This window comes from Pseudofrankia coriaricola, from assembly GCF_001854805.1.
Taxonomy (GTDB): Bacteria; Actinomycetota; Actinomycetes; order Frankiales; family Frankiaceae; genus Pseudofrankia.
Genome location: NZ_MBLO01000023.1, coordinates 1 through 19,740, shown reverse-complemented (window position 1 = coordinate 19,740; position 19,740 = coordinate 1). Strand labels below are relative to the sequence as shown.

The following is a 19,740-nucleotide window of genomic DNA, read 5'->3' as shown; positions in this document are numbered from 1 at the left end:
GCCCAGGAGCCTCGTCCGGATCGGCGGACGGACGGGACGACGGTGCCCGGTGTCCTGCCCACGAGGACGCCGTCGACCATGCCCCGTGCCCGCCGCCGTCCGGCTCGGCCCTCGACCGCCGGGCGGACATCCAGGTTGGCGCTCCGTGCCCAACCTTATCCACTTCGTGCATACGCTTCTAGATCGGCATCGTCGCCCGCGTCCCGGCGAGGCTGAGGATCGCCAGCTGAGGGAGAGGGTCCGCGGTCGCATGCGGTCGGAGCGGATCCAGGCGAGCCGTCAGGGCGCGGGCCGCGTGGTGACGCGTTCGAGGGCCTCTGCGAGGTGGTCGAGGTCGGCGGGGGTGCTGTGAACGTGGGGGCTGACGCGCAGCGCCGGGACCGCGTCGCGGGCTCTGGTCTCGTCGATCGCGGTCGTGAGGATGCGCTCCTCGCGCTGGAGGCGGGCGCGTATCGCCGCCGGGTCGATGCCGCGGGGAGGGCGGAGGGTGACGATCCCGGACGGGGAGGCGGCGTCCTCGCCGAGACGCCAGCCCGCGACCCCGCCGAGCCGCCTCCGCGCCGCCGTGCCCAGGGCCTGGATGCGGGCACGCACCCGCTCCGGCCCCGCCTCGACGTGCTCGGCCAGCGCCGCCGCCAGCCCCACCCGCGCCGCGACCGGAGCCTCCCCGATGTCGAACCTGCCGACGCCCCCGAACGCGACGAGCCGCCCACCGCCTGGCGCCACCGGGTCGGGCTCCCAGCGGGCCGTGTACCCCGTCGGGGCGGGTACGCCGAGCCGGTCGACAAAGTCGGGCCGCACGGCGAGGAATCCGACGCCGCGCGGTCCGCACAGCCATTTGCGTGACGTTCCGACGTAGGCCGCGACGCCGCCGGTCGCGCCGGCGGCCGTCGCGTCGACGTGGCCGAGCGACTGGGCGACGTCGAGCAGCACGGGTACCCCGGCGTCCCGGCACAGCGCGGCCACCGCCACGGTCGGCTGGACGATGCCCCGTTGGCTCGGCACCTCGGGGAACGTCACCAGGTCCAGGCGGTCCAGCACCGCGGGGCCGTCACCCCGGCGGAGGCGGTCGACGTCGATCCGGCCGTCGGGGAGCACCGGCAGGTCGACGAGCTCCAGGCCGTCGCGCAGCGCGCGGGCCCGCAGGGCGAGCAGGTTCGAGGAGAAGTCGCTCGGCACGATGCCGACCCGCCCGCCGCGCGGCAGCGGCCAGGCGTCGAGCAGCGCGGTGAACGCCGAGGTCGCGCAGTGGTGGAAGGCCACGTCGGCCTCGGCCAGCGCCGGGTCGAGCAGCCCGGCGAGGGCGGCCCGCGCCGCGTCGAGGCGTTCGGCCGCCCGCTCCTGGGCACCGTACGAGCCGAGCGTCGCCTCCGCGGCCAGGTGCGACGTCTGCGCGTCGACGACGGCCTGGCTGGCCGGGCCCGCCGCGGCCGCGTCCAGGTGGACCACCGCCAGCCCCTCGCGCGCCGCCAGCCACCGCCGGCCCAGATCCGGGAAGGGCACCGCCTCCTCGCCACCCGCGCTCGCCTCGCCGCTGGTTCCCGCCTCGCCGGCGGCTGCCACCCTGTCGCCACGCACTCCCGTCACGGTGCCAGGCCGAGGAGAGCGCGACAATGGCGAAGCCTCGCGCGCCGGAAGCCTCACGCGCCGGAGCACCGGTCCAGCTGCCAGAGTGGCATCCGACGGCCGGTCCCAGCAGGAAACGACCAGGGGTTCTCGTCGCCCGGAACCGCGATGTGCCCCTCGTCTCACAGGTGCGGCCGGGTGGGGGCGCGATGGCGGCCCGCCCGGCCGGGAGAGAGGCGCGCGGCGATGAGCGACGGGGTGACGACGAGGGCGGTCCGGCTGGTGGCGGTCGGGGAGCCGCTACAGGTGGTGGAGAACGCCCGGCTGCTGGCACCGGGGGCGGGCGAGGTGCTCGTCCGCGTCGACTACGCGGGCGTCAACCCGATCGACACGTACGCCGCTGTCGGGATCGTCGGCGACACCGCCCGGCTGCCGCGGACCATCGGCGTCGAGGGCACCGGGATCGTCGACGGCGCCCGCGTCGTCGTCACCGGCTCCGGCCTCGGGCTCTTCCGTGACGGCACCTGGGCGGGCGCGCTCGTCGCGCCGCGCGACGCCGTCGTCGAGGTGCCCAGGGAACTGGACCCGACCCAGGCGGGCGCGATCGGCACGGTGGCGGTGACCGCGTACGAGGCGCTGCACGTGCTCGGCCGGGTCACCGCGGACGACCGGGTGCTGGTGCTCGGCGCCGGCGGCGGGGTCGGGGTCGTCGCGGTTCAGCTGGCGAAGATCGTCGGGGCGAGCGTCGTCGGGCAGGTCGGGTCGGCGGCCAAGGCGGACGCGGTCGCGGCGCTCGGCGCGGACCGGGTGGTGGTGACGGGCGCGAGCGGCCTGGTCGCCGAGGTCGGTGACTTCCGCCCGACGCTGGTCATCGACCCGCTCGGCGGCGGCTTCACCCCGGGCGCGGTGGAGCTCGCGGCGATCAGTGGGAGGATCGTGATTCTCGGCGTCTCCGCCGGCCAGGACATCCCGTTCCCCGGCCGCACCTTCTACCGCAAGGGGCTGAGCCTGCTCGGCTACGCCGGCCTGGTCTCGACCCCCGAACGGCGCGTCGCCGCCGTGCGTGCCATCGCCGCCGACATCGTCGCCGGCAGGCTGCGGATCCCCATCGACGAGGTGGTCCCCCTTGACCGCTTCGACGACGCCATCGCCCGCCTGCGCGACCGCTCCGTGCTCGGCAAGGTCGTCCTCGCCACCCAGCGGTAACCCGCGCACCGTGAAGACCCCGCCTGCCGGGCACCGCGAGTTGCCGGGCATCGCGAAGACCTCGCGCACCGCGGACGCACAGCCGGAGTGCGTTCGCTGTGCGGGTAGGCCGGCGAAGGGTACGGCCTGAATGGGCCGGAGCGGGCAGGACGGCGCGGAAGGGGCTGAACTGGGCGTATGCCGGCGCAGTGGGGCAGAACACCGCGGGCGGTGAGCCGGTCCGGTGGCCGGTGCGGGCCGGGTTCCGGCAGTCTCGTGGTATGGCCGAATCCGGGGCGGCCTCGGCGCTGCCCGCCCATCACGGGGTTCCGGGCATGGCCGAGCCGGGCGAGCGGCCCTCGCGTGCCAGGGTGGGGACCGCGGCACCGCCGGGGCCGGAGATGGACTTCGTCACCGGCCGGCTCGCGCGGCCGGCGCCGCCGCGCGCCGGCATGCCCTCCGCGAGGGTCGCCGTCATCGGGGCCGGCGCGGTCGGTGGTTACTTCGCGGCCCGCGCCGCCGCGGGCGGGGCTGAGGTGTGGCTGTGCGTCCGCCGCCCGTTCGACCAGTTGGTCGTCGTCTCGACCGGGGCGGACGGCGGCGACGTCGAGGCCGAGGTGCCCGCCGAGGTGGTCACCGACCCGGCGAAGCTGCCCCCGTACGGGTTCGACTGGGTGCTGCTCGCCACCAAGGCCCATCAGATCCCGGCCGTGGCGCCGTGGCTCACCGCGACCGTCGGGCCGGGAACCAGCGTCGCCGTGCTGCAGAACGGCGTGCGCCACGCCGAGCGGGTCGCCGCGTTCGCCCACCCCGACCAGGTGCTGCCCGCCGTCGTCTACATCAACGCCGAGGCCGAGCGGCCCGGCGTGGTCCGCCACCGCGCCGGCGGCGTGCTGCAGGTGCCTGACGTCCTGCTGGCCGAGCGGCTGGCCGAACGGGTCCTCACGGCCGGCGAGGTCCGCCTCACCGAGGACTTCGCCACCGCCGCCTGGACGAAGCTGTGCGTCAACAGCGCCGCGAACACCCTGACGACCCTGACCGGGCGCCGCCTGGAGGTGCTCCGTCGCGACGACGTCGCCCAGCTCGCGCTCGCGATCATGGCGGAGGCGGTCGCGGTCGCCCGCGCCGACGGCGCCGAGGTGCCCGAAGGGCTGCCGGAGTTCACCGTGCGCCGGCTGCGCGGCCAGCCGCCGGGCGCGGGCACGTCGATGCTCTACGACCGGCTAGCCGGCCGCCGCCTCGAGCACGAGGCGCTGATCGGCGCCGTCGTCCGCATCGGCGCCGAGTACGGCGTGCCCACCCCGACCTGCGTGACCGTGCTCCCCCTGCTCGCCGCCATCAGCGACGGCGCCGAGACCTGACCTGCGTTCATATCGCCGATTCAGGGACGTTGATCGGGCGAGCTGTCTCTCATGCCGGGTTGCCCGCGGGGTCCCCGCCGATTGGCCGAAAGCGGCCCGCAAGCCGGGCCGCCACAGTGATGGCGGTCAATCGGTGGGGCGGGTGGAGTCGGTCTGGGGCTCGGGGACGAGCTTGGCGACGATGTACTCGGCGATCGCCAGGGACGCCGTCGCGCCGGGGGATGGGGCGTTGCGGACGTGTAGGACGCGGCCGTGCTGGGCGAGCACGAAGTCGTCGACGAGGCCGCCGTCACGGTCCACGGCCTGGGCGCGCACACCCGCGGGGCCGCGCATGACGTCCGCGGCGGACAGTTCCGGCACGTAGCGGCGGGCCTCGGCGACGAACGCCCGCTTGCTGGCGGTGCGCAGCATCTCCTTGGCGCCGGTCTTCCAGTGCGTCCTGGCCAGCTTGCGCATGCCGGGCCAGGCGAGCGTCTCCCGCAGGTCGGCGCCCTTGACGGTGCCGACGGTGTAGCCCTCGCGGGCGGTGGCGAGCACCGCGTTCGGGCCGACGAGCACCTCGCCGTCGACCCGCTTGGTCAGGTGGATCCCGAGGAACGGGTACCGCGGGTCTGGCACCGGGTAGATCAGGCCGCGTACCAGATCGCGCCGCTCGGGCCGCAGCAGCCAGTAGTCGCCGCGGAACGGGATGATCCGGGGCGACGGGTCCTCGCCGGTGAGCCGCGCGACCTGGTCGGACTGCAGCCCGGCGCAGGAGACCAGCAGGTCGAACGGGCCGATCTGCTCCGTCACCTCGCGCAGCTCGGCCTTCGCGGCGGCGCTGTCACCGTCCGGGTGGTGCCCGTTCGGCGCCACCGGCGCGGTCCCGCGCACGCGCACCCGCAGCCACACGCCGTCGGTCTTCTCCTCGATCCCGACGACCTCGGCGCCGGTGCGCACCGTGCCGCCGGCGTCGAGAACGTCCGCGCGCAGCGCCCGGCAGACCGCCGGGTAGTCGACGATCGCCGTCGTGGGGGAGTGCAGCGCGGCGACGCCGCGCGCGTGCGGCTCGATCCCGCGCAGCCCGTCGCCGTCGAGCCATTCGCAGCGCGGCACACCGTTCGCCTCGGCTCGGCGGGCGATCTCCTTGAGCCGGTCGATCTCGGTGTCGTCGACCGCCACGACGACCTTGCCGCACTCGTCGTAGCGGATGTTGTGCTTGGCGACGTACTCACGCAGCAGGCCGACGCCGCGCCGGCACAGCGTCGCCTTCAGCGAGCCGGGCGTGTAGTACAGGCCGGCGTGCACCACCCCGCTGTTGCGACCGGTCTGGTGGCGGGCGATGTCCTGTTCCTTCTCGAAGACGGTCACCGCGGCCGACGGGTCGACCTGCCCGAGACGCCTGGCCACCGCCAGTCCCAGGATCCCGCCGCCGACCACCGCGATACGTCCCGCCACCTTGCCGCCGCCTCCCGTTTCGCGAGCCTCACCCAACCCCCGCCGTCGTCCAGTATCCAAGCCCGGCCGTCCGGCCCGTCCGCAGGTCCCGCGCTTGCCCGGCTGTTCCCGGAATCTCCCGTGACGGGTGGCGCCGGACAGGCGAGGATGCCTGGGCCGGGCGGGGCCGGCTGGCGGCGTGTGGAGGGAGAGTCAGTGGGCGGGCACGAGGTGCGGGTCGTCAGTCCGGCGGAGCGGCCCGCGGGGATGCGGGTGTTCCGCACGGCGCTGGTCGCGTTCCCCGATCCCGGCTTGTTCACCGCCGAGGACCCACACGGCGACGCGTACTTCGAGAAGGACCGGATGTTCGGCGCCTTCGTCGACGGCGAGATGGTCGGCACCACCGACTCGCTCGCGAGCTGGCTCGCCGTCCCGGGCGGGCGGCGGCTGCCGCACACCGCCGTCACCGGGGTGGGTGTGCTGCCGACGCACACCCGCCGCGGCCTGCTCACCGCGCTCATGCGCGCGCAGCTGGACGACGCCGTCGCCCGCGGCGACGTCGTCGCCACGCTGCGGGCCAGCGAGGCGGTGATCTACGAGCGGTTCGGGTACGGCATGGCGACGCAGACCGGGCAGGCCGTGGTGACGACGTCCAAGGCTCGTTTTCGGCCGACCGCGCCGCGCGGCGGACCGGTGCGCCTCGTGGACTCGGCCGACTGCCAGGACCTGCTTGCCGCCGTCCACGAGAACCTGTCGGCGCACCAGCCGGGCGCCATGGGACGTTCCGCGCCGTGGTGGCGGCTGCGGACGCGGCCGAAGCCGGGAAGAATCGCCTACGTCGCGGTGCACGGCGAGCCCGGCGCCGAGGACGGGTTCGCGCGCTACCACCCGGCTGAGGCCGTCGACTGGCACATGGACGGCGAACGGACGATCGTCGTCGACGACCTGGTCGCCGGCACGCCCGCGGCCAGGGCGGCCCTGCTGCGCTTCCTGCTGGGCCTCGACCTCGTCGACAGGATCGTGATCGACGACCTGCCGCTCGACGACCCGCTGCCCGCGGCGCTGACCGACCACCGCGCCGTGCGGTTCCGCGAGATCGAGGACGAGACGTGGCTGCGGCTGCTGGACGTGCCGGTGGCACTGGCGGCCAGGGCCTACCAGGGCGCCGGGAGCGTCGTCATCGATGTCGTCGACGACCTGCTGCCTGCGAACTCGGGCGTCTACGAGATCAGCCAGGCCGGCGCCACCCGGCTGGCGCTGTCCGCACAGGCGCCGGCCGGCCTGAGGGCCGGCGTGGCCGCCCTCGGCGCGGTCTACCTGGGCGGAACACGCTGGTGGCAGCTCGCCGCCGCCGGCCGGGTCGACGTACTCGACCCGGCCGCCCTCACCACCGCCGACACACTGTTCGCCACCAACGCTCAGCCCTACAGCGGCACCCGCTTCTGACCGGCCGAGTCTCGATCGCCCTTCTCTAAGCGCCGATGGCGTGGAAGCCGCCGTCGACGTGGATGATCTCGCCGGTGGTGGCGGGGAACCACTCGGACATGAGGGCGACGCAGGCGCGGGCGGCGGGCTCGGTGTCCTGAACCTCCCAGCCGAGCGGCGCCTTGTCATCCCAGACCGCCTCGAACTTCTGGAAGCCGGGGATGCTCTTGGCGGCCATGGTGCGCAGCGGACCGGCGGAGACCAGGTTCACCCGTACGCCGCGGGGGCCGAGGTCACGGGCGAGGTAGCGGGCGGCGGAGGCGAGGCCGGCCTTGGCGACCCCCATCCAGTCGTAGCTCGGCCAGGCGACCGAGGCGTCGAAGTCCAGGCCGACGACGCTCGCGTGCTCGCCGAACAGCGGCAGCGTCGCCCGGGTGAGCGCGGCCAGCGACCAGGTCGACACCTGCAGCGCGGTGCCCACCTCCGGCCAGGCGGCGTCGACGAACGGCTTGCCGCCGAGCACCGACTCGGGCGCGAAGCCGATCGCGTGCAGCACCCCGTCCAGGCCGTCGACGTGTTCGAGCACCTTGTCGGCGAGCCCGCCGAGGTGCTCCTCGTCGGTGACGTCCAGCTCGATGACCGGGGCCTCCGTCGGCAGGCGGCGCGAGATCCGGCGGGTGAGCGACAGCCCGCGGCCGAAGCCGGTGAGCACGACGTTGGCGCCCTGCTCCTGGGCGATCCGGGCGACCGCGAACGCGATCGACGCGTCGGTCAGCACGCCGGTGACGAGAACCCGCTTGCCTTCGAGAAGTCCGCTCATGGTTGGCATCCTGCCAAAGCCGCCACCTAGGGCGACACATCCGGTGGGTGTGTCTGTGTCTCTGGTTCGCTCCGTGCGGACACGGCCCTCCGGCAGCCCGCTCGCCTGGCGGCTCGCGGGCTACCTCCGGGCCGTGTCCTCCTGCGCTCACGTGCGCTGCGGCGACCTCCGCTGCGGCCCGACCACGTCGCTTCGCTCGTAGCCGGGCCTCCGCGGAGGTGCGCCTCCGCGCCAGCTCGGTTGCGTGCCGCTTGAGCGGCACGAATCGAGGTCCTGGTCTGAGCCGGATCTTGATCGTTTTGTGGGAGCCGCCGGTCAGGCAGGAAGGCGACCCCACGAGCGAAGCGACGTGGCCCCCGGGCGGGTGTGTTGTGGTGTCGTGACGTTCAAGCGGGTGGTGACCGTGCGGCGCGGAGGCGCACCTCCGCGGAGGCACGCCTACGAGCGCAGCGAAGTAGGCGAGCCGCAGCGGAGGTCGCCGTAGCGCACGTTCGCGGAGGAGGACGGCGCGCGGAGGTCCCTTGGGAGCGAAGCGAGTAAGGGGCCGTAGCGTGCCGCCCGGACGGAGCGAACCATCAACAACCTTTAGCCCCGACCCGGTTCGACCCTGGCGGCCGGGAGCGAAGCGAGTAAGGGGCCGGAGCGCGCCGCCCGCACGGAGCGAACCAATGTCACAGCGGCCCGCTGGAAGCGGCCGTGGCGGGCTTCCGGTTCATGCGGCGCAGGCCTGCCCTGGTGACCGGCTCGACGAACCGGGCGGCGAGCGGGCCTAGCACCGCCATCAGCAGCACATAGCTGGCGGCGAGTGGCCCGAGCCGCGGGCTGACCCCGGCCGAGACCGCGAGCCCGGCGATGACGATCGAGAACTCGCCTCGCGCGACCAGCGCCGTGCCGGCGCGGAACCGGCCGAGCGTCCCGATCCCGGCCCTTCTCGCCGCCCACCAGCCCGTCGCCACCTTCGTCGCCACCCCGGCGACGGCGAGCACCGACGCCACGGCCAGCACCGGCGGGATCTCCGCCGGGTCGGTGTGCAGGCCGAAGAACACGAAGAACACGGCGGCGAACAGGTCACGCAGCGGGGTCAGCACCTCGCGCGCCCCCTCCGCCACCGGCCCGGACAGGGCGATGCCGACGAGGAACGCACCCACCGCCGCCGACACCTGCAGCCGCTGGGCGACGCCCGCGACCAGCAGGGCCAGCCCGAGCGCCCGTAGCAGGATGATCTCGTCGTTGCGCTCCGACTTCGGGTTGAACACGAGCCGGGTGACCTTGGAGCTGTGGCGCAGCGCGACGAACAGCACCGCGACCAGCGCGCCGAGCGCGATGGCGAGCGTCAGCGAGCCGCGCGCGACCGTCTGGTGGGCGAGCAGCGCGGTGACGATCGGCAGGTAGACGGCCATCGCCAGGTCCTCGATCACCAGGACCGACAGCACCACCGGGGTCTCCCGGTTACCGAGCCGCCCGAGGTCGCCGAGGACCTTCGCGATGATCCCGGACGACGAGATCGCGGTGACGCCGCCCATGACGACCGCGGCGGTCCCGCCCCAGCCGAGCAGGAACGCGGCGGCGACGCCGGGCACGGCGTTGAGCAGGAGGTCGACGGCGCCCGCCGGGGCCTGTCTGCGCAGGCCGTGGATCAGCTCGTCGGCGGTGTACTCCAGGCCGAGAGTGAGCAGAAGCAGGACCACGCCGATCTCGGCGCCGGTCTTGATGAACTCCTCGCTGGCGACCAGCGGCAGCAGCCCGCCCTTGCCGAAGGCGAGCCCGGCGACGAGGTAGAAGGGGATCGGGGAGATCCCGACCATGCTGGCGAGGTGCCCGATGACGCCGAGGCAGAACAGGACCCCGCCGAGCTCGATGAAAATCGAAGCAGTGTGTTCCATGCCGTCGTCCCGCCGTCAACCGGTGCGGAACAGCTCGGCGACCGCGGCGGTGTTGTCCGGCGTCCCGACGACCACGACGACGTCGTCCGCCTCGAACCGGAAGTCCGGCCGGGGCGAGGCGAGCACCTCGTGGTCGCGCACGACGGCCACGATCGAGGCGCCGGTGCGGGTTCGGGCCTGGGTGTCGCCGAGCAGCCCGCCGGCGTACGGCGACTCCGGCGCGATCTTGATCTGTTCGCCGACCAGGCCCGCGAACACCTTGCTCAGGTCGGCGAGCTTCTCCACGATGTGCGGCGCGCCGAGCAGCTCCGACAGCGCGTCGCTCTCCTCGCCGGTGAGCGTGAGCGACTCGGCGACCGAGTCCGGGTCGCCGGCGTCGTAGATCACGAGGTCGCGCCGCCCCTTGTGCCGCGACACGACGCCGACCCGCCGGCCGGCGCGGGTGTTGAACTCGTGCCGCAGCCCGATCCCGGGAAGCGCGGTCTCCTCGATGTCCACGATGGGGCCTTTCGTCGCCTGTCGTCGGTCAGGGTCGCTAGATCGACGGCTTCCGGCTCGTCGTCCGCCGACAACCTCCGGCGGCGCGAGACGTGCCAGCTTCGCCGTCGGAGTCCCCGAGGGGTCCTGCCGGGACGGCGAAGCCACGAGGCGTCCGTCGGAAGGCCGGGCTCGTGCCACCGGGATCGCCGGCGAGCGCCACGCCGGGTGAGCGCACGGCGCCGAGCGGTCCAGCCTCCCCGTCCGCCCCAGCCGAGGCCGGTAGCCAGGCGGCCGAGTTATTGGGTCGCCCAGGGTCACATTAACCGCTCCCAGGGGTACTCAACCGGTCCGGGCCGGGAGCGATCCCCCGCTCCGGCCGACCGCCATCCGGACTGGGCGAGTCGGGAAGCCGACGGCGACCGCGGTCACGAATGCTCCGCGGGCCAACTTCTACCAGGCAGTATGAAGTCAGGGCGCCGGGGGAAAGACGCGCCAACGAGCAGAGGGAGCCCGCCAGCCATGCTCAGGTCGCCAGCCCGCCTGCTACGGCGGATCGCGCTGACGGTGCTAGGTCTCGCCGTCCTCGGCCTTGGCGCGGCGATGCTCGTGCTGCCGGGGCCGGGGTTCCTCGTCGTCGCGCTCGGCTTCTTCATCCTCGGCCTGGAGTACGACTGGGCGCGGACCCGCTTCGAGGCCGCCCGTCAGAAGGCCGCTGACCTCGCCGACCTCGCGGCGTCGCGCGCCTGGTCGACGGCCGGCTCGATCCTCTTCGGGATCGGGATGGTGGCCGCCGGGATCCTCTGGATCATCTACGACGACCTGCCTGGCTCGTCAGCCTGGAGCGGCGGCAGCGTGATCTTCGGTGGCGTGGCCGTGCTGGCCACGATCATCGTCAGCCTCTGGCAGGCGCGGCAGGCCCGCGAGGCGGGCCAGCCCACACCGGCCGAGGTCCTGGAAGCCCGCCGCCATGATTCCGAGGACACCCCCGCCGATGGCGCTATGCCGTTGAGGTGAGCAAGGCACGCAATCCGGCCGCCGCTGGTGACGGCGCATCAGCGCAGTGCCCGGGGTCCCTGCCGGATCGGCGACAGGGTTCCTGCCGGATCGCGAAGCGATCTGGGACGTAAGCGATCTGGGAGGTCTGGGGCGCGGAGCGTCCGGCCGCGGGACCGCCTTATTGGCCCTGGGTTTCGTTGGTGATGCCGGTGACACCGGCCTGGGCCTGAACGCACTCGAACAGCTTGGCCCGATCGTAGGTGGATGCCGCGGTCAGGTTGTAGCGGAGCGGATAGGCGCGGGTGGACGCGAGGTTGTTGTTGTCCCGCGGCTCCTGGATGGCGCCACCGACGGTCGGGCAGGCGGCGCGGACCGCCTCCTTCTGCGCGTCGGTCGTCTCCGCCTTGAAGACGACGACCGCCTCGACGGTCGGCGGGGGCCCGTCGACGACGGCGTACACCCCGAACACCACGATCCCGACCAGCGCGATCAGCCCGAGCACGACCGCGGGCCGCCGGCGCCGGTCGAGCAGGTAACGCCGCGTGCTCACCCACGCCGACGGCTTCGGCGGCCGAGGCCGCGGCGCCGGCGCGGCGCCAGTGCCGGCGCCCGCGGACGCGGACGCGGCGTTCGCCGGACCGGGCACGGCGGCCGTCGAGGGCCCCGTGCTGTCGGGTTGCGGACCAGGCCTGGCCAGCGGGCCCATTGATGGTGCAGTCTGTATGGCCGTTGGGGCTTCGGAAGCCGGCGAGGGGGCCGTTCCGGGAACCGGCTCCGGTGTCGGGGGGCTTGCGGTCACGTCGAGGAATCCCTGTCGGGTTGGGACATCAAATCTGGTCCGGCCCACACGAGGACCACTCGCTTGGGTCGCACCCCCAACCTAGCCCGCCGGCCGGGTCGTAATCTGTACCGCCTTGTGGGGCCTATTGGGCCTCCTGACGCCGCCCATCGCCGCGCGGCACCGAACTTCCCGCACACCCCGGCGGAGCCCGCCCGCCCGGCCGAAGCGCGCGCTCGTCCTCCGCGCTTCGCCAGGCCCGGGCGACGCCGCACATCGCGCTAGGAGCAGTAGTGGCATCCCTCATCGAGGACTATGCGCTGATCGGCGACACCCACTCGGCGGCCCTCGTCTCCCGGGACGGCTCGATCGACTGGCTGTCCCTGCCCCGCTTCGACTCGCCGGCGCTCTTTGCCGCGCTGCTCGGGGACGAGAACGCGGGGCACTGGAAGATCGCGCCGGTCGAGCCGGTCGTCGGCGTCAGCCGTCGCTACCGCGGCGACACACTCGTCCTCGAGACGGATCTCACGACCGCCTCCGGAACCGTCCGGATCACGGACGCGATGCTCCCGCGGGCCGGCGCACACGCCGTGCTGCGGCTGGTGGAGGGGCTGTCCGGCAGGGTGCGGATGCGCAGCGAGACCCGGATCCGGTTCGACTACGGCTCCATCGTGCCGTGGGTGCGCCGGCGCGACGAGCACACGATGACCGCGACCGCCGGGCCGGACGCTGTCACGCTGCGCACCACCGCGCCGATGGAGGGCCACGATCTCGCGACCTTCGCCGAGTTCGAGGTGTCGGCCGGCCAGTCCGTCCCGTTCTCGCTGAGCTGGTACCCGTCGCACCAGCCGACGCCGCCGGCGCTCGCCGTCCGCCAGATGATCGCCCAGACCGAGGCCTGGTGGACCGACTGGATGGCCGGCTGCACCTACGACGGCCTCTACCAGTCCGCCGTGCGCCGCTCGCTGATCACCTTGAAGGCGCTCACGTTCGCCCCGACCGGCGGCATCGTCGCCGCCGTCACCACCTCGCTGCCCGAGCACATCGGCGGCGTCCGCAACTGGGACTACCGCTACTGCTGGCTGCGCGACGCGACGATCACGCTGCTGGCCCTGCTCGACGCCGGGTTCACCAGCGAGGCGCTGGCCTGGCGGGAGTGGCTGCTGCGCGCCGTCGCCGGCGACCCGTCCCGCGTCCAGATCATGTACGGGGTGGCGGGGGAGCGCCGGCTGCCCGAGTACGAGGTCTCCTGGCTTTCCGGCTACGAGAACTCCGCGCCGGTGCGGGTCGGCAACGCCGCCGTCGACCAGTTCCAGCTCGACGTCTACGGCGAGGTGCTCGACGCCCTGCACGTCGCCAGGATGGCCACCGAGGTCGACGGGCGGGACGACTCCTGGCCGCTGCAGGCCAAGCTGATGGACTTCCTCGAGACCGGCTGGCGCAAGGCGGACGAGGGCATCTGGGAGGTCCGCGGCCCGCGCCGGCACTTCACCCATTCCAAGGTCATGGCCTGGGTCGCCGCCGACCGCGCCGTGAAAGGCATCGTCGAGTCGGGGCTGCCCGGGCCGGTGGAGCGCTGGACGGCGCTGCGCGACGAGATCCACCGCGAGGTCTGCGACCGTGGCTTCGACGCCGAGCGCACCACCTTCACCCAGTTCTACGGCTCCAAGGAGCTCGACGCCGCGCTGCTCTACATGCCGCTGGTCGGCTTCCTGCCGGCCACGGACCCGCGCGTCGTCGGCACGGTCGCCGCGATCGAGCGCGAGCTGCTGGAGGACGGCTTCGTCAACCGCTACCCGACCGCCGAGGACGGCGCCGTCGACGGCCTGCCGGCCGGCGAGGGTGCGTTCCTGGCCTGCACGTTCTGGCTGGCGGACAACTACGCGCTGTCCGGGCGGGTCCGCGAGGCGCGGGAAGTGTTCGAGCGGCTGCTGGCGCTGCGCAACGACGTGGGGCTGCTCGCGGAGGAGTACGACCCGCGCCTGGGCCGGATGACGGGCAACTTCCCGCAGGCGTTCAGCCACGTCCCGCTGGTCAACACGGCCCGCACACTCACCGACGCGCTGCGCGGCACGCCCCGCTCCCGCACCGACCGCGCCTACCCGCCCGGCCACTTCTTCGGCTAGGGCGCCGCTGGCGGGGAAGGTCGCTTGCGCGACCGCCCCGCCGCGGCGCCCGGGGTCCCTGCCGGATCGACGGAGCTTGCGGAGTCGATCTGGGAGGTCCGCGGGCGCCTAGGGCGCCCTCCCGGCCTGGTTCCGGGGCTGGCGTGTATCGCCGGGGCCGGTCGGGGTCGAGGTCGGGGTGGTGGGTGCGTTGGCGGTGCGCCAAGGCGCTGTCGCCGTTGGTGGCTGGGTTGTGCGCGTCGCTCGCCAGGGGCCTTGTACCCGGGCGCGGGTCGGCGTGGCGGGTGCGTTGGTAGTGCGCCAATGCGCTGTCGCGATTGGTGGCTGGGTTGTGCGCGTTGCTCGGCGGCGACCTCGTACCCGGGCGCGGGGTGACGTCAAAGGTCTAGTGACGTGGTCGATGAATGGTGGCCGGGCTGATACGGGTGTGTACGTGGGGGGTGACGTCCTGCGACAAAGGTGTCGCGGGACGTCATTGCGTCCGCAACTCGTCAGAACCGGACCCGCAAGCGCCAGTGTGATCGATCCCGGCTACCACTACTCTTCCGGATATGGACGACCACGCAGGTCAGGTCGCGGCCACCGGACAGCAGCTGACCCCGCAGAACCTCGAACGGCTGGCGAAGCTGGCCAGAGAGCGCGGTGACCTGGACACCCTGCTCACTGCGCTCGACGCGTTGGTGTCGGTCAGCAGGGAGCGGGTCGCCTCGGCTACCAGCGGAGTCGCCGACCTCGCGCACCTGGCGGCCGTGCTCATCGAGCACGGCGACGCGCTGCTCGACCACGGGCGGGCGGCACCCGCCCAGGAGAACTACGAGGAAGCTCTGCGGATCAACCGGCACCTGGCCACGGCCGACCGCAGCCCCGAGTCCGAGCACCGCCTCGGGGTCAGCCTGGAACGGGCCGGCGCCGCGAGGGCCGCGCTCGGTGACCTGGTCGGCGCGCTGGACATCCAGACCGAGTGCCTGGCGCTGGCTCACCGGCTGCTCGCCGACGGCGGGGCCCCGGCGCCGCAGGCCCGCCAACGGCTCGCGAACACCCTCGAGAAGATCGGCGACCTGCGCCAGCAGCAGGGCGACATGAAGTCCGCCCTGGACGCGTACACCGAGGCACTCGAGGTGCGCCGCGGGCTGATCACCGTCTACGGCGACGTCGCCCCGCTGCTGCGGGACATCTCCCGCGGCCTGCTCGACGTCGGCGACATGCTGCGGCTGCGCGGTGACGCCGCGGGCGCGCTCGCCCGCTACGCCGAGGGCGTGACGACGGCCCGCCGGGCGCTCGCGGTCGCCGGCGGCACCGACATCGACCCGACCGTGCCGCGGGCCCTGTTCCACTCGCTGAGCCTGGTCGGCAACATGCGCTACGACCACGGCGACGTCGCCGGCGCGCTGGAGTCCTACACCGAGTCGCTGGCGTTGGTGCGCTGGCTGCGCACGGAGTACGGCGAGCACCCGACCGTGCTGCGCGACCTGTCGGTCGGGCTGGACAAGGTCGCCGGCGCCAAGGAAGCCCTCGGCGACCTGGACGCGGCGATCGAGGGCTTCGAGGAGGCGCTGGGCGTCGAGCGCCGCCGTCACCAGATCGTCGGTGACCGCCCCGAGATCCTGCGCGACCTGGTGTGGGCGCTCGAGCAGGTCGCCCGCATCCGCGCCGCCGGCGGCGACACGGCCGGCGCCCAGACCGCCGGCCGTGAGGCCCTCTCCCTGCGCGACCGCTAGGGCGGGCGGACGCTGGACGCGCCGCCCGCCTCGGGCGCCAGGGCGCCCTCCCCGCCTGGTTCCTGGTACAGGCGTATGGCGGTAGTAGACCTGGTTCCGGGCTCAGGACGTGGCTGAGTTGGCACTGCGCTGAAGGCGCCGTCACTTTCTGTCGCTGGGCGCGCCGCCCGCCTCGGGCGCCAGGGCGCCCTCCTGGCCTAGTTCGAGGCACAGGCATATGGCGGTGGTTAGCGTGGGCCCGGGCTGAGGACGTGGCTGAGTTGGCACTGCGCTGAAGGCGCTGTCACTTTCTGTGGCACAGTCACACGGACCGGTCGCCCGCCGGGCGGGCGGTTACCAGGGCAGTGGGACCGGAGGCTGCGGAATCAGGCCGCCGCTGGCCTCGATGGCCGCGAACAGGTGGCCGTGGGACATCCCTGGCCCGGCAGGTGGTCCAATACCGGTTCCGCCGCGATTGATAGATGATGCGCGCGATATCCGGAGCTCACTCGGGAGTACCGCGCGCGGGCGTCCAATACGCGTTAACGCCATATTTCCCAAAGGCAACTACCGCCTGGCTCGCCCGCCGGATACTGGCCTGGTGGACCTGAACCTGCGGCAGGTGCGCTATTTCGTCACGGTCGCGGAGGAGAGACATTTCGGGCGGGCGGCGGCGCGGCGCGCTGGGTCTTCGGCAACACCGAACACACCCCGGACTGGATCGAGTTCGCACTGGCCTTTCTCCCCGGCGCCGGGGTGCGGCTCATGCTGTCCCCATCCGCGCAGACTCCGCTGTCCGCGATGCTCGACGAGGTGCTCGAGCGAGACGGCGTCGCGGCCTGGCCGCGGTCCTGCCCGCGGTCGGGCGACGGCCTGGTCGTGCGCCCGCTGGTCGACCCGTCGCCCGTCTACCCGTGGTCGCTGGTGTGGCGGCGCCGTGGCGTGACGGAGCGGCTGCGCCTGTTCCTCGCCGCCGCGGCGGCGACCGCCGCCGAGCGGCGCTGGCTGCCCGTCGTGGGAGCGCCGCCCGCTCTCGCTGGGACCGTCGCGTCAGCCGAGCCAGCGGAGCGGTACGCGGGCTGACCCTCCCGTGACTTCCGCGGCCGCGCGGTGCCCTCCCGGCCGGCGTCCGGCCCGGTCAGCCGGCCGCGCCGCCGGCGGCCGTGAGCAGCCGACGGGCCGCCCCGACGATGGCGGCGACCTCGACGGGCCCCCCGGGCGAGGCCTGGTCGGCGGCCGCGGTCGGCCCGTCCGTGGCCGCGGTCGGCCCGACGGCGGCCAGGCGATCGCCGCGGACTCCGGCCAGGAAGCCGAGCTGGCTGGGGTCCCCGTTGACGACAGTGACCAGTGGGGCTCGTGCCCACGCCGGGAACATCTCCTCCAGCACCCAGGAACGGTTGGTTCCCGTCTCCTGCGGACCCGTCTCCGCTGGGCCCGAGTCCCGCGGGCCCGAGTCCCGCGGGCCCGAGTCCCGCGGGCCCGCGCCGTCCGCGACGACGCCGTGGAGCCCGCCGGCGACCGCGTGGCCGACCTCGCCGGCGCGGCGGAGGTGGGCGTCTCGGGCGCGCAGGGCGGCGAACAGCAGGTCCGCCGACGTCGCGACGGCCACGCCGACACCCGCGCCGAGCTCGGCCTCCAGCTCGTCCGCCGCGGCCAGCACCTCGGGCAGGACGGGGCCCATCGCGACCAGGGTGAGCGCCGGCGCCGGGCCGCCGTCGCGCAGCCGGTAGCCGCCGGCGAGGACGGCCGCCTGCCTACGGGCTCGCGCGGGGCCGGCGGCGGGGACGGCGGCGAGCCGCTGGTCGACGGTCCGCGCCGACAGGCGCAGCAGGCTCGACGAACCGTCCGCCCGGCCAAGCCGCGCGAGCGCGGCCAGTAGACACCAGGCCAGGTCCTGGGCGAACGCCGGCTCGTATCGGGTCACCCCGGGCAGGCCGGTCACGCCGGTCGCGGCCAGCGCGAGCGCGAGCGTGGGGCCGGCGAAGCGCCCGCCCGCCCCGGTGTCGGCGACCGCCAGCACCGAACGCCCGTCGACGGCGCAGCCCGCCGCCCAGGCCGGGACGACCCGGCCGGCGGCGAGCTCGTCGGTCACCCCGATCGGCAGCAGCGGCAGGCCCTGTCGGTTCCACGCCACCGCGAGGTTGCCCAGCACCCCGGTGAACGCGCCCGCCGGGAAGGCCCCGGCCACGTGGCGCCGCCCGCCCGACGAGACCAGCGGCGCCCCGGCAGGGCCGGCCGCCGCCCCGTCGGCGTCGCGCGGCTGCCCCGGACCGTCCGGACCGTCCGGACCGGTCGCCTTTGTCGGCTCGTCCGGGCCGCGTGGGCCGCGTAGCTCGTGGTTGGCCGTGTCCCGGGACGTCGTCGGGTCGAGCCAGCCGGCGACGACGGTGTCGGCGTCCCTCGTCGAGATCGTGACGACGGCGCCGGCCGCCCGCGGCGCGAGTCCGGCGAGGCCACGCAGCAGGGCACCGAAGGACGCCTGGGTGGACGAGAGCACCGCCCCCGGCTCGCCCGGCCGCGCCTCCGACTCGCCGGCCCAGGTACCGCCGCCGTCGATCGGGTCCAGGTCGACGGGCAGGGCCGGCGGGTCTGGCGCCGGCGGCGGAGCCTGGTCCAGGTACGAGGCGACATGGGTGGCCAGCCGGGCGCCGCGCGAGCCGGCCGGCGGCGCGAGCTGGCCCGAGCCCGCCGTGCCCGCGTTCCTGGCCGCAGGCACGACCACCGCGCCCGCGCTCATCGGGTGGATGGACCTGACGCCGGCCGCGGGAGCCTCGGCGCGCGGGGCGCGGGCGGGCACCTCGTGGACGTCGGGGTCGCGGGTCCAGGCGTCGTGGGTGTGCGCGAACAGCACGGTGGGCCGGTCGGTGGCCACGTCGTCGACGGCGTCGATCAGCAGCGCGAGGTCGTGGCCGCCGAGGTCGCGCAGCGCGGCGTGGATCTCGTCGTCCGTGAGCGTGTCGACCAGCCCGGCGATGCCGGCCCCGGCCGCGCCGGGCCCCGCCAGCCGCCGGCGCAGCTCCGGGCCGCGCGTGACGAGCAGCTCGCGGTACTCGTCCTGGCTCATCCGGGCGAGCCGGCCGCGGAACGCCTGCCCGCCCGGGCGGCGGAACAGCCCCGCCAGCCGCCGTCCGTACCGCAGAGTGAGCACCTGCCAGCCGGCGGCCTCGAACATCCGCGCCGCGCGGTCCGGCCCGGCCGGGCCGGACAGGCCCGCGCGCTCGACGCCCTCGGCCTCGGCGCCGACGGCCGCGCCGGTGACGAGCACGACCCAGAGCAGCTCCCCGAGGTAGGGCGTGCGCTCGTCGGTGACGGCCTCCCAGACGGCGGCGTCGCGTAGCTCCGGATACCGCAGGATGCAGACCGCCCGGCCGCCGGGAGCGTGGTCGAAGCGGGCACCGGCGAGCCGGCGCGCGAGCGCGCCCCAGACCGTCCCGCTCGGCCCGACCGTGCCGGCGCCGGTCGCCCGCAGCGCCCGCGCCGACGGTCCTGTGGGCAGCGGCAGCCGCGTCCCCCAGGGCTCCCGCCGAACCGGTGAGGCCGGCTCGGGAGGTCCGCCGGCGTCCTGGGCGAGCGAGTCGGTGACGAGCTCCGCGGCGGCAGCGTCCGCGTCCGCGTCGGCGTCGGCCGGGCGGGAGGCCTCGAGGACCTGGTGGACGGCAGCCAGCAGCGGCGCGGCGTGCGGGGTGACGCTGACCCGGTCCTCAGTGCGCAGCGAGTCGAACCAGAGCACGGTGGCGACGGACGACGCGGCGGACGTCAGCGAGCGGCGCTGGTCGGCCACCTGCCGGCCCACCTCGCCGCGGCGCGTCGCCGACTCGATGCTCTCGGTGGCGATCACGCGCAGCCGGTCCTCGATCTCGGCGAGCGCGGCGAGGTCGAGCACGCCTCCGGGTGGCCCGGGCACGATCGCGCCCGGCACCAGCGGCCGCGCCGCCGGTTGCGGGGGCGGGGCCGGCACCCGCGGCCCCAGAGCCGCGTCGGCGTCCGCCGAGCCGCCCGGGCGCCGT

Annotated in this window: 14 protein-coding genes; 7 read left to right on the top strand and 7 right to left on the bottom strand. The window is 74.6% G+C overall.

Annotated elements, in window-relative coordinates; all coding sequences use genetic code 11:
- Positions 1-279 precede the first annotated feature (279 nt).
- Positions 280-1,563 (bottom strand): aminotransferase class V-fold PLP-dependent enzyme, encoded by a 1,284-nt coding sequence (locus BCD48_RS04150; protein WP_241841497.1) that lies wholly within the window; start codon positions 1,561-1,563, stop codon positions 280-282.
- 249 nt (positions 1,564-1,812) lie between these two features.
- On the opposite strand from BCD48_RS04150, the gene BCD48_RS04145 reads away from it, so the two are divergent.
- Positions 1,813-2,772, top strand: coding sequence for a quinone oxidoreductase family protein (locus BCD48_RS04145; RefSeq protein WP_071046890.1), 960 nt, complete (start codon positions 1,813-1,815; stop codon positions 2,770-2,772).
- A 314-nt stretch (positions 2,773-3,086) separates the two neighbouring features.
- Entirely contained in the window at positions 3,087-4,112 is a 1,026-nt protein-coding gene (locus tag BCD48_RS04140; RefSeq protein WP_198543072.1) for a 2-dehydropantoate 2-reductase, read from the top strand.
- Between the two features lie 126 nt (positions 4,113-4,238).
- Here the strand turns inward: BCD48_RS04140 and BCD48_RS04135 are convergent, their stop codons facing one another.
- Positions 4,239-5,549, bottom strand: coding sequence for an L-2-hydroxyglutarate oxidase (locus BCD48_RS04135; RefSeq protein ID WP_071046897.1), 1,311 nt, complete (start codon positions 5,547-5,549; stop codon positions 4,239-4,241).
- 195 nt (positions 5,550-5,744) lie between these two features.
- Here BCD48_RS04135 and BCD48_RS04130 point away from each other — a divergent pair, with 195 nt between their 5' ends.
- Positions 5,745-6,974 (top strand): GNAT family N-acetyltransferase, encoded by a 1,230-nt coding sequence (locus BCD48_RS04130; protein WP_198543071.1) that lies wholly within the window; start codon positions 5,745-5,747, stop codon positions 6,972-6,974.
- Between the two features lie 25 nt (positions 6,975-6,999).
- Here the strand turns inward: BCD48_RS04130 and fabI are convergent, their stop codons facing one another.
- The 3 genes from fabI to BCD48_RS04115 all read right to left on the bottom strand — a co-directional run bounded on the left by fabI (position 7,000) and on the right by BCD48_RS04115 (position 10,154).
- Positions 7,000-7,773 carry an enoyl-ACP reductase FabI gene (gene fabI, locus BCD48_RS04125; RefSeq protein WP_071046889.1) on the bottom strand — a complete coding sequence of 258 codons (774 nt, stop codon included), beginning with the start codon at positions 7,771-7,773 and terminating at the stop codon, positions 7,000-7,002.
- A 671-nt stretch (positions 7,774-8,444) separates the two neighbouring features.
- On the bottom strand, positions 8,445-9,656 hold the full coding sequence (locus tag BCD48_RS04120) for a cation:proton antiporter (RefSeq protein ID WP_071046888.1): 1,212 nt from the start codon (positions 9,654-9,656) through the stop codon (positions 8,445-8,447).
- 15 nt (positions 9,657-9,671) lie between these two features.
- Positions 9,672-10,154 carry a cation:proton antiporter regulatory subunit gene (locus BCD48_RS04115; protein WP_071046887.1) on the bottom strand — a complete coding sequence of 161 codons (483 nt, stop codon included), beginning with the start codon at positions 10,152-10,154 and terminating at the stop codon, positions 9,672-9,674.
- Between the two features lie 501 nt (positions 10,155-10,655).
- On the opposite strand from BCD48_RS04115, the gene BCD48_RS04110 reads away from it, so the two are divergent.
- On the top strand, positions 10,656-11,150 hold the full coding sequence (locus BCD48_RS04110; RefSeq protein WP_071046886.1) for a PGPGW domain-containing protein: 495 nt from the start codon (positions 10,656-10,658) through the stop codon (positions 11,148-11,150).
- Between the two features lie 160 nt (positions 11,151-11,310).
- Here BCD48_RS04110 and BCD48_RS04105 read toward each other — a convergent pair whose 3' ends face one another.
- Complete coding sequence (locus tag BCD48_RS04105; protein WP_071046895.1) at positions 11,311-11,682, bottom strand: hypothetical protein; 372 nt, start codon at positions 11,680-11,682, stop codon at positions 11,311-11,313.
- Positions 11,683-12,203: 521 nt separating this feature from the next.
- On the opposite strand from BCD48_RS04105, the gene BCD48_RS04100 reads away from it, so the two are divergent.
- From BCD48_RS04100 to BCD48_RS51945, 3 genes are all read left to right on the top strand, one after another.
- Positions 12,204-14,036 (top strand): glycoside hydrolase family 15 protein, encoded by a 1,833-nt coding sequence (locus BCD48_RS04100; protein ID WP_071046885.1) that lies wholly within the window; start codon positions 12,204-12,206, stop codon positions 14,034-14,036.
- Positions 14,037-14,587: 551 nt separating this feature from the next.
- Positions 14,588-15,754: a hypothetical protein gene (locus BCD48_RS04095; protein WP_071046884.1), complete on the top strand. Its 1,167-nt coding sequence runs from the start codon at positions 14,588-14,590 to the stop codon at positions 15,752-15,754.
- Between the two features lie 744 nt (positions 15,755-16,498).
- Positions 16,499-16,816 carry a type 2 periplasmic-binding domain-containing protein gene (locus BCD48_RS51945; RefSeq protein WP_131803768.1) on the top strand — a complete coding sequence of 106 codons (318 nt, stop codon included), beginning with the start codon at positions 16,499-16,501 and terminating at the stop codon, positions 16,814-16,816.
- Between the two features lie 55 nt (positions 16,817-16,871).
- Here the strand turns inward: BCD48_RS51945 and BCD48_RS51035 are convergent.
- Positions 16,872-19,740: hypothetical protein (locus tag BCD48_RS51035; protein WP_071046882.1), on the bottom strand; the 2,869-nt coding region annotated here is incomplete at its 5' end.